This is a genomic window from Streptomyces sp. NBC_00510, assembly GCA_036013505.1.
Lineage (GTDB): Bacteria > Actinomycetota > Actinomycetes > Streptomycetales > Streptomycetaceae > Actinacidiphila.
On sequence record CP107851.1, the window covers coordinates 1,844,919 to 1,862,045 of the forward strand.

17 protein-coding genes are annotated in these 17,127 nt (G+C 74.4%); 9 read left to right on the plus strand and 8 right to left on the minus strand.

Going from position 1 to position 17,127, the window contains the following annotated elements; genetic code table 11:
* Positions 1-48: 48 nt before the first annotated feature.
* Entirely contained in the window at positions 49-945 is an 897-nt protein-coding gene (locus tag OG937_08240; protein ID WUD71680.1) for a hypothetical protein, read from the minus strand.
* Positions 945-2,225 carry a VWA domain-containing protein gene (locus OG937_08245; GenBank protein WUD71681.1) on the minus strand — a complete coding sequence of 427 codons (1,281 nt, stop codon included), beginning with the start codon at positions 2,223-2,225 and terminating at the stop codon, positions 945-947. Before OG937_08245 ends, OG937_08240 begins: the two co-directional genes overlap by 1 nt.
* A 418-nt stretch (positions 2,226-2,643) precedes the next feature.
* Between OG937_08245 and OG937_08250 the strand changes: the two genes are divergently transcribed.
* Both OG937_08250 and OG937_08255 read left to right on the plus strand, forming a co-directional pair.
* Positions 2,644-4,257 carry an ADP-ribosylglycohydrolase family protein gene (locus OG937_08250; GenBank protein WUD71682.1) on the plus strand — a complete coding sequence of 538 codons (1,614 nt, stop codon included), beginning with the start codon at positions 2,644-2,646 and terminating at the stop codon, positions 4,255-4,257.
* 217 nt (positions 4,258-4,474) lie between these two features.
* Positions 4,475-5,341 carry a helix-turn-helix transcriptional regulator gene (locus OG937_08255; GenBank protein ID WUD71683.1) on the plus strand — a complete coding sequence of 289 codons (867 nt, stop codon included), beginning with the start codon at positions 4,475-4,477 and terminating at the stop codon, positions 5,339-5,341.
* Positions 5,342-5,366: 25 nt separating this feature from the next.
* On the opposite strand, the gene OG937_08260 is transcribed toward OG937_08255, so the two are convergent.
* Together OG937_08260 and OG937_08265 are read right to left on the minus strand one after the other, a co-directional pair.
* The gene (locus tag OG937_08260) at positions 5,367-6,239 is read right to left on the minus strand and encodes an SRPBCC family protein (GenBank protein ID WUD71684.1); all 873 of its coding nucleotides are present in this window, start codon (positions 6,237-6,239) and stop codon (positions 5,367-5,369) included.
* Complete coding sequence (locus OG937_08265) at positions 6,236-6,559, minus strand: metalloregulator ArsR/SmtB family transcription factor (GenBank protein WUD71685.1); 324 nt, start codon at positions 6,557-6,559, stop codon at positions 6,236-6,238. The genes OG937_08260 and OG937_08265 overlap by 4 nt, the downstream gene beginning before the upstream one ends.
* A gap of 118 nt (positions 6,560-6,677) precedes the next feature.
* Here OG937_08265 and OG937_08270 point away from each other — a divergent pair, with 118 nt between their 5' ends.
* On the plus strand, positions 6,678-7,091 hold the full coding sequence (locus tag OG937_08270; GenBank protein WUD71686.1) for a PaaI family thioesterase: 414 nt from the start codon (positions 6,678-6,680) through the stop codon (positions 7,089-7,091).
* Positions 7,092-7,275: 184 nt separating this feature from the next.
* Positions 7,276-8,631, plus strand: a complete 1,356-nt coding sequence (locus OG937_08275) for a phosphodiester glycosidase family protein (protein WUD71687.1) — start codon at positions 7,276-7,278, stop codon at positions 8,629-8,631.
* Positions 8,632-8,644: 13 nt separating this feature from the next.
* Here OG937_08275 and OG937_08280 read toward each other — a convergent pair whose 3' ends face one another.
* The 3 genes from OG937_08280 to OG937_08290 form a co-directional block, all read right to left on the minus strand.
* Positions 8,645-9,229, minus strand: coding sequence for a hypothetical protein (locus tag OG937_08280; protein WUD71688.1), 585 nt, complete (start codon positions 9,227-9,229; stop codon positions 8,645-8,647).
* Entirely contained in the window at positions 9,229-10,131 is a 903-nt protein-coding gene (gene htpX / locus OG937_08285; protein WUD71689.1) for a zinc metalloprotease HtpX, read from the minus strand. The genes OG937_08280 and htpX overlap by 1 nt, the downstream gene beginning before the upstream one ends.
* A 110-nt stretch (positions 10,132-10,241) precedes the next feature.
* The gene (locus OG937_08290) at positions 10,242-11,204 is read right to left on the minus strand and encodes a zinc-binding dehydrogenase (protein ID WUD71690.1); all 963 of its coding nucleotides are present in this window, start codon (positions 11,202-11,204) and stop codon (positions 10,242-10,244) included.
* Positions 11,205-11,363: 159 nt separating this feature from the next.
* On the opposite strand from OG937_08290, the gene OG937_08295 reads away from it, so the two are divergent.
* The 4 genes from OG937_08295 (at position 11,364) to OG937_08310 (ending at position 14,390) form a co-directional block, all read left to right on the plus strand.
* Positions 11,364-11,639, plus strand: coding sequence for an isoamylase early set domain-containing protein (locus OG937_08295; protein ID WUD71691.1), 276 nt, complete (start codon positions 11,364-11,366; stop codon positions 11,637-11,639).
* Between the two features lie 184 nt (positions 11,640-11,823).
* Entirely contained in the window at positions 11,824-12,759 is a 936-nt protein-coding gene (locus OG937_08300) for a flippase-like domain-containing protein (GenBank protein ID WUD71692.1), read from the plus strand.
* 22 nt (positions 12,760-12,781) lie between these two features.
* Positions 12,782-13,873 (plus strand): hypothetical protein, encoded by a 1,092-nt coding sequence (locus tag OG937_08305; protein ID WUD71693.1) that lies wholly within the window; start codon positions 12,782-12,784, stop codon positions 13,871-13,873.
* 49 nt (positions 13,874-13,922) lie between these two features.
* Positions 13,923-14,390, plus strand: coding sequence for a GNAT family N-acetyltransferase (locus tag OG937_08310; GenBank protein ID WUD71694.1), 468 nt, complete (start codon positions 13,923-13,925; stop codon positions 14,388-14,390).
* 16 nt (positions 14,391-14,406) lie between these two features.
* On the opposite strand, the gene OG937_08315 is transcribed toward OG937_08310, so the two are convergent.
* Positions 14,407-15,561 carry a citrate synthase/methylcitrate synthase gene (locus tag OG937_08315; GenBank protein ID WUD71695.1) on the minus strand — a complete coding sequence of 385 codons (1,155 nt, stop codon included), beginning with the start codon at positions 15,559-15,561 and terminating at the stop codon, positions 14,407-14,409.
* Positions 15,562-15,667: 106 nt separating this feature from the next.
* Between OG937_08315 and OG937_08320 the strand changes: the two genes are divergently transcribed.
* A complete protein-coding gene (locus tag OG937_08320; protein WUD71696.1) occupies positions 15,668-16,897 on the plus strand; it encodes a citrate synthase in 1,230 nt (409 codons plus the stop codon).
* The last annotated feature ends 230 nt before the right edge of the window (positions 16,898-17,127 follow it).

The window sequence follows — 17,127 nt, forward strand, 5'->3', positions numbered from 1 at the left end:
ACGGTCCCGCGGTGCGGGACCGTACCGGCGCGCCGCCGGACGTCCTGGTTACGCGACCGGGCGGGGGCGTCCCCGTCCACGGGTGAGGCTGTAGCCGCCGATGCCCGCGAGCGCGCCCAGCACGCCCCCGGCCGCGGTCCAGATCCAGCGGTCGGACCACCAGCCGCCGCCCCAGCCGTCCTCGGGCTGGGACAGACCGGCCGGCACCGGCGAGGCGCTCGGGTCGGCCGCCTCGTCCGCCGCCTCGTCGGACTCCTCCGTCGCGGAGGCGGACGGCACGGCGTTGGGGTCGAGGGTGGCCCCGGCCTTGGCGACGGGGGTGAGCGGGGCGGCGAGTTCGCCGTCGACGGCCTTGGAGCCGCCCGCGTCCGTCGAGGTGGTGCCGACCTGTGCCTGCACCGGCAGGCCGAGGTCCTCGTCTGGGAGACGCAGCACGGTCAGGCGGATGTAGTACGCGCCCGGGAGCGGGTCGTCGGCCCAGGCCTCGGACCACGCACGGACGGTGCGCAGCCGGCAGCTCAGCTCCAGCTGGGTGTCCTGCGCGGACGCCGTCCTGGTCGGCTTGCCCGCGGTGCACGCCTGACGGCGGCGCAGGCCGTCGTAGACGTCGAGCTGCCAGGTCTGGTCGCCGTGCCGGCTCGCGGACTCCGGCAGGCCGACCGTCGCGGAGACCGTGGGCACCTCGCCCACCGCGGCCGGGAACACCCAGTACAGGTAGTCGCCGGTGGAGGCGCTGGTCGGGACGGTCCGCACCCCCGGCCGGAGGTTCCCGGCGGTCCGGAAACCGGTGCCGGGCTGGACCGTCTCCTCGGTGGCCCCCGTGCCGCTCGCGCCCGGGCTGGGCGTGGCGTCGTCCGCGGCGGCGGTGCCCGCTCCGGCGGCGAACAGGGCCGCGCCCGCGAGCAGTACGGCGGCCGCCCGGCGCGCCGTTCGGATGGTACGCATCAGTTGGTCCTCCAGACGGCGACGCGCCAGCGCGAGATCCAGCCCCACAGCACACCGGCGACGAGGCCGGTCACGACCAGCAGGGCCAGCAGCCACCAGCCGCGGCCCAGGCCGAAGGAGGCGACGTCGGACGGCTCGTCGGGCGAGGAGACCAGGTCGACGCTGAGTTCGAGCGGCAGGCCCGGGGTGCGCTTCACGGCGTCCGGGGCGGAGAAGGAGTTGCTGACCTCGATGCACACGGTGCGGGCGGCCGCGGCGTCGTCGTCGTCGCGCTCCGGCCAGGCGTAGCGCAGACCGGAGGAGATGACGTCGGTGCGTCCGCTGCCCGCTTCCGAGCCGCGGACGAGTTCCCGGCCGCCGGAGGTGACGGCCCGTACGAGGACGCCGTAGTCGCGGTTGACGGCGCGGTCGGCGCCGACGCTGACGGAGGCGCGCAGTTCCTGGCCGTCGGTGACGCTCACCCGGTACCAGCGGTGCTCGGTGAACGCCTCGCGGTCGCTGTAGACGCCGGCCCCGAGCAGCGGGGCGTCGGCGCAACGGTCGGCGCCCTGGGTCACGGTGGGGGTGACGACCACGTTGTCGGCGGAGCGGTCGACGAGTTGCTTGATGCGGTCGGAGAGCTGGTCGGCGTGGTCGACGGCGGTGTAGGTACCGCCGGTGGCCTCGGCGATGCAGCTCAGCTGCTCGCGGATCTTGGTGTTGGGCACCAGGCCGAGGGTGTCGACGACCAGGTGGGTGCCCTCGGCGGCGAGTTCACGCGCGACCTCGCACGGGTCGAGCGGCTGGCAGGTGTCCTCGCCGTCGGTGATGAGCACGATCCGGCGGGTGCCGTCACCGCCCGCGAGGTCCTTGCCCGCGGCCTGCAGGGCGGGGCCGATCGGCGTCCATCCGGTGGGGGCGAGGGTGGCGACCGCGGTCTTGGCCTCGGTGCGGTCGACGCTGCCGACCGGGTAGAGGGCCTCGGTGTCCTTGCAGCCGACCACCTTGTCCTTGCCGGGGTAGTTGGCGCCGAGGGTGCGTATGCCGAGCCGGACCTCGTCCGGTACGGCGTCGATGACCTCGTTGAACGCCTGCTTGGCCGCCGACATGCGGGACCTGCCGTCGATGTCGTTGGCCCGCATCGAGCCGCTGACGTCGAGCACGAGCTCGACCTTCGGGGCCTCGTGCGCGGTCTCCGGCCCGTCGTCCGCGGCGGCCGGCGCCGCGGCCGGGAAGAGCGCGGTGGCGAGGGTGGCCGCGAGGCCGCACAGCCCCACCGCCAGCCGTTTGCTTATGATCATTGGCGGATCCTATGGAAGATCCGACTCCGCCCCCAACTCGGCCCGGGCCGCTCATCCGTGACCCTCCCCGCAGCGGACCACGCCTCGGGCCCGGGACACGGCGCTGACCAGCGACGGTCGACGGTCACCCCGCTCGTTCGGCTCGGCCGATCGGTCTGACGGACCGTCAGGTCAGATGTCCGGCCCGCCGCCGCCACACCTGCGGGACCACGCCGGTCACCTCCAGGCATTCATAGCGTCCCATTGACGATAAGTGGCTCCTCGTGCCAGGCTGACGCGGCATCATGCCGGAGATCCGTCCTGAACCGGCAGTCCCCGGGATGCCCCGGAACCGCTGCATTCGACCAGGACGGCGCTCGCTCCGCACCCGCCGTTCGGTCCGTCCCGCACGTGCCGCCGGATCACCTGGAGGACGCCCGTGGCCCACACCCCCACACCCCATCCCCACCTGGACGCGCGGGCCGCCGACCGGGCCGCCGGGGTGTTGCTCGGCGCGGCCGTGGGCGACGCGCTGGGTGTGCCGTACGAGTTCAAGGCGACGCTGAGTGAGGATCAGCAGCCGCGGATGATCGGCGGCGGCCTGGGTCCGTACGAGCCCGGCGAGTACTCCGACGACACCCAGATGCAGGTCTGCATCGCCCAGGTAGCGGCGACCGGAGCGGATCTGCGGGACCCGGAGGCCCTGGACGCGATCGCCGCCAACTTCCAGGGCTGGCTGAGCGAAGGCGCCAGTGACGTCGGCAACCAGACCAGCCTCGTCCTGAGCACCGCCGCCCGCGCCCCTGGGTCGGCGGGCACGGCGATGAGGGAGGCCGCCCGCGAGTACACCGCCGGCAACGCGCGCAGCGCGGGGAACGGCTCGTTGATGCGGACCGGGATCGTCGCCCTCGCACACCTCGGTGACGCCGCGGCGATGGCCGAGGCCGCCATCGCCGTCAGCGCGCTCACCCACCCGGACCCCGACTGCGTCGACGCCTGTGTGCTGTGGTGCTCCGGCATCCGCACCGCGGTGCTGTACGGCACCTTCGACGGCGTGCGCGACGGCCTGGACCTGCTCCCGGCCGAGCGCCAGGAGACGTGGGCGAAGCGGCTGGACGAGGCGGAGGCCAACCCGCCGCACCACTTCGGCAACAACGGCTGGGTCGTCCACGCGCTCCAGGCCGCCTGGTCGGCCATCACCCGCACCGCTGTTCCCGAACTGAACCCTGCCGAAGGCGGCTTCCCCGCCCGGCACCTGCGCCTCGCCCTGGAGGCGGCGGTACGCGCCGGAACGGACACCGACACCGTCGCGGCGATCGCGGGCGCCCTGCTCGGCGCGCGCTGGGGCTGCTCCGGCATCCCGCTGGAGTGGCAGCAGGCCGTCAACGGCTGGCCGGGGCTCACGGGTGCCGACCTGGTCCGGCTGGCCGTGCTCACCGCCCGGGGCGGGAACGACGACGATGCCGGCTGGCCCTCGGCGCCGCGCGTGCCGGACGGTGGCCACCCCGGCTTCGCCATCCCCCACCCGCACGACGACGGGGTGATCCTGGGCAACCTGGCCCTGGCCCAGGGCACCGAGCCGGTCGACGTCGACGCCGTGGTCTCGCTCTGCCGCGTCGGTTCGGACCCGCTCCTGCCCGGCACACCCGACGTCGAGCAGGTCCGCGTCTGGCTGGTCGACAGTGAGGGAGCGAACGCCAACCTCCACCACGTCGTGGACCAGGCCGCCCGCCAGGTGCTGCGGCTGCGCCAGGAGGGCAAGCGGGTCCTGCTCCACTGCCATGCCGGGCAGAGCCGCACCCCGGCCGTCGCCGCCGTCTACAGCCACCTGGCCACGGGCACCGATGCGCAGAGCGCGCTGCGGGACCTGCGCCGGGCGCTGACCGGTGGCTGGCACCTCCACGCGCACCCCGAACTCCAGTCCGCGGTCCACGATCTGACCGCCCCGGCGGCGGCCGCCGGAACCCGGATCGACGAGGGCAGGCGGGAGGCGTCCGATCCGGAACCCGACGCCGGGCAGCGGTCCCGGTGGGATCGCCACCCCGGTTGGTGAGCCGCGTCCCGCGCCGAAACCCCCGGCCTCGGTCCCGCGTGAAACCGGGGCCGAGTCCGGGGCCGGGGCGGTGGCCGGCTGGACGTGGGCCCGCCTGCCTCCGGACCGCCGCGGTACGGTGCGTTCTGCACATTGCAAAGCGTCCCCAACATGCTTTGCCGGGCCCTGACGTCATGACAAACTACGCGGGGATCAGCGGTGTTGGAGGGGATGGACCGTGACTGAAGCGCGGGCGGCAAGTGCTCCCACCGTGCTGCGGGTGGTGCTCGGCAGACGCCTCCAGGACCTCCGTGAGAGGGCCGGCCTCTCCTACGAGCAGGCGGCTCGCGCCCTGGACGTCACCCACGCCACGGTCCGCCGCATCGAGAAGGCCGAGGTGGGCCTGCGCATCCCGTACGTGGAGAAACTGCTCCTCACCTACGGCGTCACCGAGCCCGCCGAGATCGCCAACTTCCTGGAACTGGCCCGCGAGGCCAACCGTCCCGGCTGGTGGCACCGCTTCCGTGACGTGCTCCCCGAGTGGTTCAGCGCCTTCGTCAGCCTGGAGGGCGCCGCCGAGCTGATCCGCGCCTACGAACCGCACTACGTCCCGGGGCTGCTGCAGACCCCGCAGTACGCGGAGGCCGTGCTGCGCGCGGGGCGGCCGCACGCCTCGCGGGAGGAGATCGAGCGCGGCGTCGCGCTGCGCATGCAACGGCAGGCGCTGCTCACCCGCGACGACCCGCCGCTGCTGTGGGTCGTGATGGACGAGACGGTGCTGCGCCGCCCCATCGGCGGCCCCGAGGTGATGCGCCTGCAGATCGACCGCCTGATCGAGGCGTGCGGGATGCCCCAGGTGCGACTGCAGGTGCTGCCCTTCGCGTCGGGGCCGCACCCGGCGATGTACGGCCCGTTCCACATCTTCCGCTTCCCGCTGCCGGAACTGCCGGACATCGCGTACGCGGAGAGCCTGATCGGCGCCGTCTACCTCGACGAACGCGAGGACGTCTCGCGGTTCCGCGAGGCCCTGGACCGGATGAGCGCCCAGGCCCTGCCCGCCGGCCCCACCCGGGAGTTCCTGCAGGAGGCACGGGGCCGGCTGTGAGGCCGGGCGCCGTGCCGTCCACCGGTCAGCGGGGCATCGCGGCCAGCTTCGCCGCGAGGCTCTCGACGCGGTCCCGCCAGACGTCCAGCGCCAGGGCGGGGGGCACCTCGGGGACGCCGGTCTGGGTGAGGACCAGTCGCGCGCCGTGCCCGGTGCCGCGGGTCAGCTCCCAGCGCACGGTGCCCTCGTGGCGGCCGTGCAGGTCCCACGGGTAGGCGAGCGCCTCCTTCGGGCGCAGTTCGCTCACCGGTCCGGGGGCGAAGTCGCCCACGACGAAACCGCGCGGCACGGGTCCGCCCACCTCGGGCGCGGACACCCCGCCGAGCAGGGTCTTCCACACCGTGGCCGCCGGCTGGGTCAGCTGCCGCTCGAAGCGGACCTTCCAGCCGACCGGCAGCTCCTCCACGGTGCCGTGGTCGAGACCGAACTCCTTGACGTAGCGCTCGTGGGCCGCCTTCATGTCGCCCGGCCCGGGCGCCGGCTCGCCCCCCAGCTCGGGGTCGATGCCGGCGATGCAGGCGTCCCAGCCCGCGGCGAAGCTGGCGGCGCCGGGGCGGTCGCCGAAGGTGTGGGTCAGGGTCAGCACCGAGCCCAGGGACTCCGGCACCAGCTCCCAGCGCAGCAGGTCCTCGCCCCAGGTGTAGGCGACGACGTGCGGCGGGTCCCACTCGGTGACCTCGCCGTCCATGGCCTCGCCCTCGCCGTGCCGGAAGGGGAAGCGCACCTTGCCGCCCACCCGCGGCTCCATCTCCACGTCGGAGGGGAACCACTTCGACAGATGCCCCGGCTCGGTCAGGGCCCGCCACACCTTCTCCGGGGGGTGTGCGAGCCGCCGCTCCATCCGCAGCGCGGTCCGGCCGTCGGCGGTGGTCAGCGTCTCGCCGGTGTCCGTGGTCATGGCTCCTCCATCTCGTCGGGCATGGCGTCCAGATGCCGCTCCAGCGCGTCCAGGCCGGTGCCCCACAGCCTGCGGTAGGGCGCGAGCCAGGCGTCGACCTCCCGCAGGGGCTCGGGGCTCAGCTCGTACCAGCGGCGCTGCGCCTCGGCACGCACCCGGACCAGGCCCGCCTCACGGAGCACGCGCAGGTGCTTGGACGTACCGGGCTGGCTGAGGCCGAGGTGCTCGGTGAGCTCGCCGACGAGGCGGGGGCGCTCCAGGAGCAGATCGAGGATCCGCCGCCGCGTCGGCTCGGCCAGCACGTCGAAGGGTATGGACACGTTCCCCAATATACTCCCGAGGCTATATACCCACAACGGCATGTGCGCGCGGCGGGTACGCGACCGGGGCTCGTCGCGCCCTGGTGTGCGCCCCCGACGGTGGGTCAGAATGTCCGCCGTGACGATCACCACCGCCGAGGCGGACAAGGTCCTGGCCGACAACTTCGCGCCCTGGGTGCAGGACCTGGGGCTCTCCGTCGAGGAGACCGGGGAGCGGCACGCCGTGCTGCGGCTGCCCTGGTCGGACCGGCTGGCCCGGGAGGGCGGCGCGTTGTCGGGCCAGGCGCTGATGGCCGCCGCCGACACGGCGACCGTGATCGCGGTGTCCGCGGCCCGCGGGGGCTACGGGCCGATGACGACCATCCAGCAGTCCACGACCTTCCAGCGGGCGGTCATGGGCACCGACGTCCTGGTCACGGCGCGTGTCACCAAGCTCGGGCGGCGGCTGGCGTTCATCGACGTCGAGCTCACCCCCGAAGGCGCCGTCGAGCCCGCGGCGCAGGCGGCCACGGTCTACGCCTTCCCCGGCTGAGACGGCGGGGGCGGCAGGGGCGGCTGGGGCCGCCCCGGTGGACCCCCTGCAGATCCCCTCCCGCCCGCTTTTCACCGTATCGAGTCGGATTCCCCGTCACGCGCGGCGTGGTGGTGCGACAACCCAGCCGGTCCGGGCAACCATTGACCTTTCGTCAGATAATCGGTTTTCGGGCTGGAGCGACGTGACTCGACGACCCCGCCGGGTGCGCCTGGCGATCTCCGCGACGCTGGCGTGGAGCGCCGTGCTCGGCGGCGCCGGCGGGGCCGCCGCCGCGGTCGCCGGGGACGGGCTGCGCTACGGCGCGACCACTCGGCTCGCCTCGGGCGTGGACTACCGGACGTTCACCTACCGGGGAGCCCACGGCACGGCCCGCGGACATCTGCTGACGGTGGATCTGCGCACGCCGGGCGTCACGGTGGACCTGCTGCATCCCGGTGTCGTCGCCGGACGCGGCACGGTCTCGGGGCTCGCCGACGCCGCGGGCGCGGTGGGCGGCATCAACGCCGACTTCTTCAACATGAGCGAGGCCCAGCACCCCGGGGTGCCCGCGACCGGTGCCGCGGTCGGCCCGGCGGTCGCCACGGGACGGGCCCTGAAGTCGGCGGTGCCGCCGGCCCAGCGCTTCGGGCCCAAGCTGCCGCCCGGCGCGACCACCGAGGACGTCCTCGCGGTCGGCACCGACCGGATCGCCCGGCTCGACCGGCTCCGGCTGGCCGGCTCGGTCAGCTTCGAGGAGGGCACGGTGCCGCTCGCCGGCCTGAACCAGTACGCGCTCCCGGTCGGCGGCGTCGGCCTGTACACCTCGGACTGGGGCAGCGCCTCCCGGCTCCGCGCCGGCTGCGGCGACGACACCAGGCGCGCGGCGCCCTGCAGTGCCGACACCTACGAGGTCATGGTCAGCCAGGGCGAGGTCGTGGACGTCGGCGAGGGCCCGGGAGAGGGCGGGATCCCGCCCGACGCGGTGGTCCTCGTCGGCCGCGAGGCGGGCGCGGAGGCGCTGCGCCTGCTGGAGCCCGGCGACGCGGTCGACGTACAGCAGCGGCTGGTGGCCTCCGCGTACGGCGGCGGGTACCGCTTCGCCGTCGGGGGCTACCCGATCCTGCGCGACGGCTACCCCCTGGTCGGCCTGGAGAACGGCGTCGCGGCGACCCGCACCGCGGCGGGCTTCGGCGACGACGGGCACGTGATGTACCTCCTGGCCCTGGACGGGAAGGCCGAGTCGGGCAATGGCCTCACGGTCCGCGAACTCGCCTCCCTGATGTCCGGCATCGGCGCCCAGGCCGCCGTCAACCTCGACGGCGGCGGCTCCTCCACCCTCGTCACCCGCGCCCCCGGCGCGTCCCGCGTCAAGGTCCGCAACCACCCGGCGGGCGGCACGGAACGCCTCGTCGCCAACGGCATCGGCGTCTTCACCACCGGCGGCCCACAGCGCCGCGGCCGGACCCTGGACCCGGCCCGACTCGGCATCGAGGAGTTCCCGCATGTGCAGGTGCCCGCGTCGGTCGAGGCCGTGGTGGACGTGCAGCCCTGGGGGTGAGAACGCCTGCCCTTCAGCCCCCCAGGCCCGGCGCGCCCCAGAGGGGGAACCAGCGGCCCAGGTCCTCCTCGAGGCGGAGGTCGTTCCCGAGCAGGGCCTTGACCTGGAGCTCCAGGGGGTTGTCGCGCTTCTCCCCCGGAAGCGGGGCGAACGGGTAGAACGAGCCTCGTTTGTAGAGGTAGACCAGCGCCAGCGACCGCCCGGCGTCATCGCGGAAGGCGGCCAGGGAGCAGAGCAGCTGGGGGCCGAAGCCGTGCCCCTCCAGGGCCGAGTTGACCGCGTGGAGGTCGCCGACCAGGACCGGCAGGTCCTCGGCCGGACGCCGGACGACCAGCCATGTGTACCCGTACGCGTCGCGGACGGACTCCACCGGCACGGCGCCCTGGCCGGTGTCCATGTCGAGGAGCGCCCGCACGTCCTGCTGGACCTCGGCGAACGCGCCGCCCTCCACGGCGGCGAAGCACACCGAGCCCACGCCGGTGGGCCGGAAGCCGGCTGCGGCCTCCAGGGTCACGGCCGCCGAGGGGAGCCCGAACAGCTGGTCCAGGTCGGGTCTGACGGGCTTGCTGCGGCCCAGCAGCGCGTCCAGGAACCCCATCAGCGCCGTCCCAGCTCGACGGAGATCCGGCCGAGCTGCGCCAGCCGCTGCTCCAGCGTGGGATGCGTGGACAGCAGCTGGGCCAGGCTCTGGCCGCCGGCGAGGGCCGGGACGAAGTAGAAGGCGTTGAAGGGCTCGGCCTTGCGCAGGTCCTCGGTGGGGATGCGGGCCATCTGCCCGGAGACCTTGGTCAGCGCCGAGGCCAGGACGGAGGGCCGCCCGGTGAGCAGTGCGGCGGAGCGGTCGGCGGACAGCTCGCGGTAGCGGGACAGCATCCGGGTCAGCAGGAAGCTGACGCAGTACACGAGCGCGCTGACCAGCGGGATCAGGATGACCACGATCGCGGTGCCGGGGTCGCGGCTGTTGCGGCCGAGGCCGCCCCACAGTCCGATGCGGGTGATCACCCCGGCGAGGACGCCCAGGAAGGAGGCGATCGTCATGACCGCCACGTCCCGGTGGGCGACGTGGGAGAGTTCGTGGGCGATGACGCCCTCCAGCTCCTCGGGCTCCAGCCGGCGCAGCAGGCCGGTGGTGGCGCACACCAGGGCCGCCTTCTCGTTGCGTCCGGTGGCGAACGCGTTGGGGACGTCGCTGTCGGCGATCGCGACGCGCGGTTTGGGCATGTCGGCCAGGGCGCAGATCCGGTCGACGACGCCGTGCAGTTCGGGGGCCTGCTCGGGCGTGACCTCGCGGGCGCCCATGCTGAAGGCGGCGATCCGGTCGCTGAACCAGAACTGGGCGATGAACAGCCCGCCCGCGACGATCAGGATCAGTGGCCAGGCACCGCGCAGCAGGGCCAGCAGGACGCCCACGAACACGACGTACAGCAGTCCGATCATGAACATGGTGACCACCATGCGGGTGGTCAGCCCCCGGTCGGGGGCGAAGCGGGTCCTGTCCATGGCCCCTCCCGTTCCTCCGGGCCGCCGGCCGCGGCTTCGTGCTCCGCTGTCGATTGTGCCTCCGCGGGACCGTGAACGGCGGGGGCGAAAGCGCGGCCGGCCCGGAGTGATCAGCCTGCCGGGTCGAGCGTGAGCTTGCCGTAAGTACGGCGGGCCCGCAGGTCCTCGTGGGCACGGGTGACCTCGGAGAGCGGGTACCTGCCGCCCTCCTGCGGCTTCAGCCGTCCGTCGGCGGTCATGGCCAGCAGGTCGGCCATCGGCTCGCGGTACATGCCGGGGCGCCCCAGGCAGTGCATCAGCCAGAAGCCGACGACGGCCCGGGAGCGGCCCATGAGCTGCGCCGCCTGCACCGGGGCCGGGGGGACGCGGGAGGCGAGTCCGTACGTCACCAGGCGGCCGAAGGGGGCGAGCGCGGCCAGCGAGGCGTCGAAGACCGGGCCGCCGGTCATCTCCAGCACGATGTCGACCTTCTTGCCGCCGTTGGCCTCGACGATCCGCTCCTTGAGCCCCGCGGGGTCCGTGGAGTCCGCCTCGATCGCGACGTCCGCGCCGAGCTCCAGCGCGAGGTCGCGCTTGTCCTTGGAGGAGGCGGTGGCGATGACCCGTCCCGCGCCGAACTCCTTGGCGAGCTGCACGGCGAGCGAGCCGGTGCCGCCCGCGGCGGCGTGCACGACCACCGACTCGCCCTCGGCCATGCGGGCCGAGGTGCGCAGCAGGTGCCAGGCGGTGAGGCCCTGGACGACCAGGGCGAGGGCCTGGCCGTCGGTGACGCCCTCGGGCACGTCGTGGGCGAGGTACTCCTCGACGACGGCCTTCTCGGCGTATCCGCCGTTGTCGGTCAGGGCGACCACGCGGCGGCCGTCGGCGGTGCGGCCGACCACCTCGGCGCCGGGCACGAGGGGCAGGGTGGCCTTGGAGAGGTAGGAGTTCTCCACCAAGTGCGTGTCGGCGTAGTTGACCCCCGCCGAGGAGACCTCGACCAGCAGTTGCCCCGGCCCCGGCACGGGATCGGGCAGCTCGACCTGCCGAAGCACCTCCGGCCCGCCGAATTCGGTGATCTGGATCGCGCGCACCGCGACTCCCTCCGCGTACGTACCAACGTCGTCCGGGGTCACGATAGCCCGTAACACCGACCAGTCGGTATGTGACTTTCCCCGGAGCACCGGAAGAATGTGGGGCACCCGAGCACCGCACGTGTCCTCCGTCCCTCGTCCGCCCCGCAGGGAGAGCCCATGCTCAGGCGCAGCAAGCTGTTCGGCCGCAAGACGCGGATCACCTTCGCCCTCCCCGTCGACCACCCGCCCGGCACCGTGAGCGTGGTCGGCGACTTCAACGGCTGGGAGCCCGGCCGGCACACCCTCGTCCCCCGCCGCGACGGAACCCGCACGGTGTCGGTGATCCTCCCGGCGGGTGTGCACCGCTTCCGCTACCTCGCCACCGACGCGGTCTGGTTCGACGACGAGTCGGCCGACCGCGTGGACGACCGGGGCAGCCTCCTGGAGCTGTAGGCCGTCCCGCGCGCCGGGGGCGCCGTCCGGTCCCGCCCCGTACCACGGGGCGGCCGGACGCGCCGCCGGATGAGCGGTACGGGTCGCCGCGCCGTATGGTCGTGCGTAGGTACGGCCGGGGCTGCGCCGGGGAGCACCTCACGGCAGCGCGGGCGACCGCGGCGACCGGAAGGGCACGAACGGCATGTGGCGGCGCCTCCCAGTACGTCAGATCGTCGGTGCGGCACCGCTGTTGCTGGTGGCCCTGATCGTCCTGCGGCAGTGGCCGATGGTGGACGCCGGTACCGACCGGCTGGGTTCCGCCGACGCCGAGTGGCTGCTGGCGGCCGGGGCCGCGACGCTGCTCGCCTGGGTGTGCTCGGCGGCCGCCCAGCAGGGCGCCGTGCTGGAGCAACTGCCCACGGGACGCCTGCTGGCCACCCAGTTCGCCGCGTCCGCGGCCAACCACATCCTCCCGGCGGGCGTCGGCGGCAACGCCGTCAACCTGCGCTTCCTGCTGCGCTGCGGCCTCTCCCCCAGTCGTTCCGCGGCCGCGCTGACCGTGCGGGCGCTGGCGGCCTGCGTGGTGCGGATCGGGCTGCTGGTGGTCCTGCTCGCGGCCTTCCCGCACGCCCTCGACCTGCGCAAGGTCGTGCCCGGGCGGCCCGGTCCCACCGTCGCCCTCGTGGCCGGCGCGGCGCTCTGCCTGGTCTTGGTGGTCCTGCTGTCGGTGCGCCACGTCCGCCGCACCGTCCGCTCGTTCCTCGGCACGGTCGCCACCGACGTCCGCGCGGTGCACGGCCGTTCCGCGCGGGTGGCGGCGCTGTGGGCGGGTTCCCTGGCCTTCCCGGTGATGCACGCCGCGGTGCTGGTCGCGGTCGTACGGTCGCTGCACGCGCCGGTGCCGGCCGCGCACGTCGCGGTGGCGTACCTGGCGGGCAGCGCGGCGGCGGCCCTGCTGCCGACCCCGGGCGGAATCGGCTCGCTGGACGTGGCCCTGGTCCTGGCACTGGTCACCGCGGGCGCCACCGGGGTGGCGGCGACCTCCGCGGTGCTGGCGTACCGCATCGTCACCGTATGGTTGCCCCTGCTCCCCGGTGTGCTGGTGCTGGCCGCGCTGGTCCGCCGGCGGGTGCTGTGAACCGTCCGGGGAGGGAAGTCCAGTGCGCGTCCTGATCGGTCTCGTCGGGGCGCTGGTCGTCGCCGGGACCTTCTCTTCGGTGCTGCGCACGCTGGTGATCCCGCGGCCGACCCGGTCCAGCTTCACGCGCCTGGTGCACGCGGCGGTCCACCTGCCCTTCCAGTTCGTCGCGGACCGCTGCCGGACGCCCGAGGCCAAGGACCGCGTCCTCGTCCCGGTGGCCGCGGTGTCCATCCTCGCCAACCTGATCGGCTGGCTGGTCGCGTTCTGGGCGGGCTACGCCATGCTGCAGGCGGCGGTCAGCGACCTCGCCCCGCTCGACGCGCTGCGCGAGGCGGGGTCGTCGCTGTTCACGCTGGGCTTCGCCAGCAGCCACCACGTCGACCTCACGGTGATCGACTTCATCGCCGCCGCGACCGGCCCGATCACCATCGGCCTCCAGATCGGCTACCTGCCGACCCTGTACGCCGCCTATTCGCGCCGCGAGGCGGAGGTGACCCTGCTGCAGGCCCGGGCGGGCAACCCGCCGTGGGGGCCGGAGATCCTCGCCCGCTACGCCCAGATCGGGCTCACCGACAGCCTCACCGAGCTGTTCCGCAACTGGGAGCGGTGGGCGGCGGAGGTGAGCGAGAGCCACACCAGTTACACGGTGCTCAGCCGGTTCCGCTCCCCGCAGCCCGACCGCAGCTGGCTGATCGCCCTGCTCGCCGTCATGGACGCCGCCGCCATGCAACTCGCCCTCAACCCCGGGCGCCCGCAGGCCGAGGCCCGGCTCGCCCTGCGGGCCGGATTCGTCTGCCTGCGCGACATCGCCGCGATCTGGCGGATCCCGTACGACGCCGACCCCTCGCCCAACGCGACCATCAGGCTGCCGTACGAGGAGTTCGCCGCGGCCGTCGCCCACGCCGCGGCCAACGGCTACCCGCTGGAGCGCACCCCCGAGGAGGCGTGGCCGCACTTCCGCGGCTGGCGGGTCAACTACGAGGAACTGGCCTACCGTTTCGCCTACCTCTTCGACGCGGTCCCCGCCCCCTGGTCCGGCCCCCGCCGCACCATGGAGGAGACCGTCACCCCGGTCACGCCGGTCGACCGCAAGCCGGCCGCCCGGGAGTAGCGGCGGCCCGGCCGCCGGCGGGCCCGGCAGGGGCGTTACGGTGACCACCGTGCCCAGCAGCCCCGGCCCGACGGCCGTCACCCGCCCCGCGCGGCCCGCGGACCTGCCGCAGCTCCTGCGGTGGGAACGCGACTACATCCGTGCCGTGGAACCCGCCGCCGAGGCGGCCTGGACCGAGGCGATCGACCTCAACCTCGGCCTGTGGGTGGAGTGCCTGGACCGCACCCTTGTGCTGGAGGCCGGCGGCGGCCCGGGCGGCTCGATGATGTGGATGCCGGCGGACGACGGCAAGGCCCTGCTGGTCGGCCTGCACGTGGTGCCCGCCCTGCGGCGCCGCGGCTTCGGCCGCCTCCTCCTCGACGCGTTCGCCGCGCAGGCCCGCGCGGCAGGCCACGGGACGCTGGCGCTCGGTGTCCACCGCGTCAATCCGGCCCTCCGCCTCTACGAGGGCGCGGGCTACCACCACACGGGCGAGGACGGCGACTACCTCCTGCTGGAACGCCCCTCGGCGCCCTGACCGGCCCGCGGACCCCTCACGTCGCCGGCACCGGCTGGGGCGGCACCGGGCCGACGTAGCGGGCGGCCGGACGGATGATCTTGCTGTCCTCGGCCTGCTCCAGGACGTTGGCGCACCAGCCCACGACACGGGCGCAGGCGAAGGTGGGGGTGAACATCTCGCGCGGCAGGCCGCACAGCTCCATGACGACGCCGGCGTAGAACTCCACGTTGGTGTGGAGTTCACGGCCGGGCTTCAGCTCGGCGAGGATCGCCTCGACCCGCGCCTCGACCTGGACGGCGAGGTCGACGAGCGGGCCGCCGAAGGACCGGGCGATCTCCTTGAGCATCCGGGAACGGGGGTCCTCGGTGCGGTAGACGGGGTGGCCGAACCCCATGATGCGGTCGCCCGCCAGGACGCGTTCACGGATCCACGGGTCGATGCGCTCCGGGGTTCCGATGGCGTCCAGGGTGTCCAGGGCCCGGCTCGGGGCGCCGCCATGCAGCGGGCCGGACAGCGCGCCGACGGCGCCGGTGAGGCAGGCGGCGAGGTCGGCGCCGGTCGAGGCGATGACGCGGGCGGTGAAGGTGGACGCGTTGAAGCCGTGGTCCACGGTGGAGATCAGGTACCGCTCGACGGCCCGGGCGCGGGCCGGGTCGGGCTCCTCGCCGGTGAGCATGTACAGGTAGTTGGCCGCGAACGGCAGGTCGTCGCGCGGTTCGACCGGCTCCAGGCCCTGGCCGAGCCGGTACAGGGCGGTCAGCAGCGTGGGCACGGCGGCGGTCGCGGCGAGCGCGTCGGACAGCCGCCGCTCCGGGTCGATGTCGTACAGCGGGCGGAAGCCCTCGGCCGCCCCCAGCAAGGACAGCGCCGAACGTAGCCCGGCGAGCGGGCCGCTGAGCGCTCCGGAGCGGACGACGGCCGGCAGCGCGTCGCGGACGGCGGCGGGCAGCCGGCGCAGCGGGGCGACGCGCCGGGCGAAGGCGGCGCGCCCGCCGGCGTCGGGCAGCGTGCCGAGCAGCATCAGGTGCCAGACGTCCTCGAAGGTGCGGCTCTGCGCCAGGTCGACGGCCGAGTACTGGCGGTAGTGGTAGAAGCCCTCGGTGCCGCGGACGTCGCCGAGCGAGGTCTCGGTGACGACGACTCCCTTCAGGCCGCGGGGTACGTCGGGGGTGACGGGAATGACGGTCACGGTGGTCCTCCGGTGCTGCTTCGACGGCTCGGCGTTGACCCGACCATCCATCATTGATTCAATCCCCGTCAATATTGATCCAATCAATATGTGGTGGGATGGAGTCATGACGACGGAGGAACGGCTGAGCACCCGCGAGGCGGCCGGGCGGCTCGGGGTCAAGCCGGAGACGGTGTACGCCTACGTCAGCCGCGGCCTGCTGAGCAGCCGGCGCGCGCCCGGCGGGCGCGGCAGCACCTTCGACCCCGAGGAGGTCGACGCCCTCGTGCGCCGCAACCGGCGCGCGGCGCAGCAGCCCCCCGCGGACGACGGCACGGGCCCCGTGCGCACCGCGATCACCCTCATCGACGGGGACCGCTGCTACTTCCGCGGGGTCGACGCGACGGCCCTGGCCGAGCGGTACGGCTACGAGGAGGTGGCGGAGTGGCTGTGGACCGGCGTCCTGCGTTCCGGGGTGCGTTTCACCGCGCCACCGCAGGCGCTGCAGGCCGCCCGGCGGGCGGTCGGGGTGCTGCCCGGGCACAGCGGCCCGATGGACCGGCTGCGGGCGACCGCCGTCGCGGCGGCCGCGGCGGACCCGCTCCGGTTCGACCTCTCCCCCGAGGCCGTGCTCGGCGCCGCCCGCGGCCTCATCCCCACGCTGGTCCGGGCTCTGCCCGCGGCCGGGACCCCGCACCGGGGCGAGGGCCGGCTGGCCTGGCGGCTGTGGTCCCGCCTGTCCGGTCGCCCGGCCGACGACGCGTCACTGCGTGCGCTGGACGCGGCGCTCGTCCTGCTCATCGACCACGACCTGGCCGCCTCGACGCTCGCCGTGCGCGTGGCCGCCTCCGCCCGCGCGCATCCGTACGCCGTGGTCTCGGCCGGCCTCGGGGCCCTCGACGGCCCGCTGCACGGAGCCGCGAGCGGCCTCGCCCACCGCATGCTGGCCGAGGTCCTCGACCGCGGCAGCGCGGCGGCCGTCGTCGCCGACCACCTGCGCGCGGGCCGCCGTGTGCCGGGGCTCGGCCACCGCCTCTACCGGGCCGAGGACCCCCGCGCGGTCATGCTCTTCCGGCTGCTCGAGGACGTCCCGTACGCGGAGCGGGCGCTGGCCGCCGCCCGCGAGGTGGCCGCCACGACGGCCCGTCACACCCCGGTCCACCCCAACGTCGACCTCGCCCTGGCGGTGCTCTCCGTCTCCACCGGCATGGTCCCCGAAGCCGGCGAGACGGTCTTCGCGGTCGCCCGGACGGCGGGCTGGATCGCCCACGCCCTGGAGGAGTACGAGGAACCCCCGCTGCGCATGCGCCCGAGCGGGCACTACGTGGGACCGCGCCCTCCGCAGCCGCTGCCCTGAGGCCCGCCGCGGGGGTCCGTCAGCCGAGCTGCGTGGGCATCGGCACCTCGACGGCGTCGGTGGGGAAACCGGTGGCCGGCGTCCACTCCGGCGTCGGCGGCGTGCGCGGCACCGGCGATCCGTAGCCCTTGGGGTTCTGCTCGATCGCCGTTCCGGACCCGTGCCCCCGGCCGGCCGTCCCGCCCTGGGTGGGGCGCGGAGCGCGCAGGGGACGCGGACCGCGTGGGGGA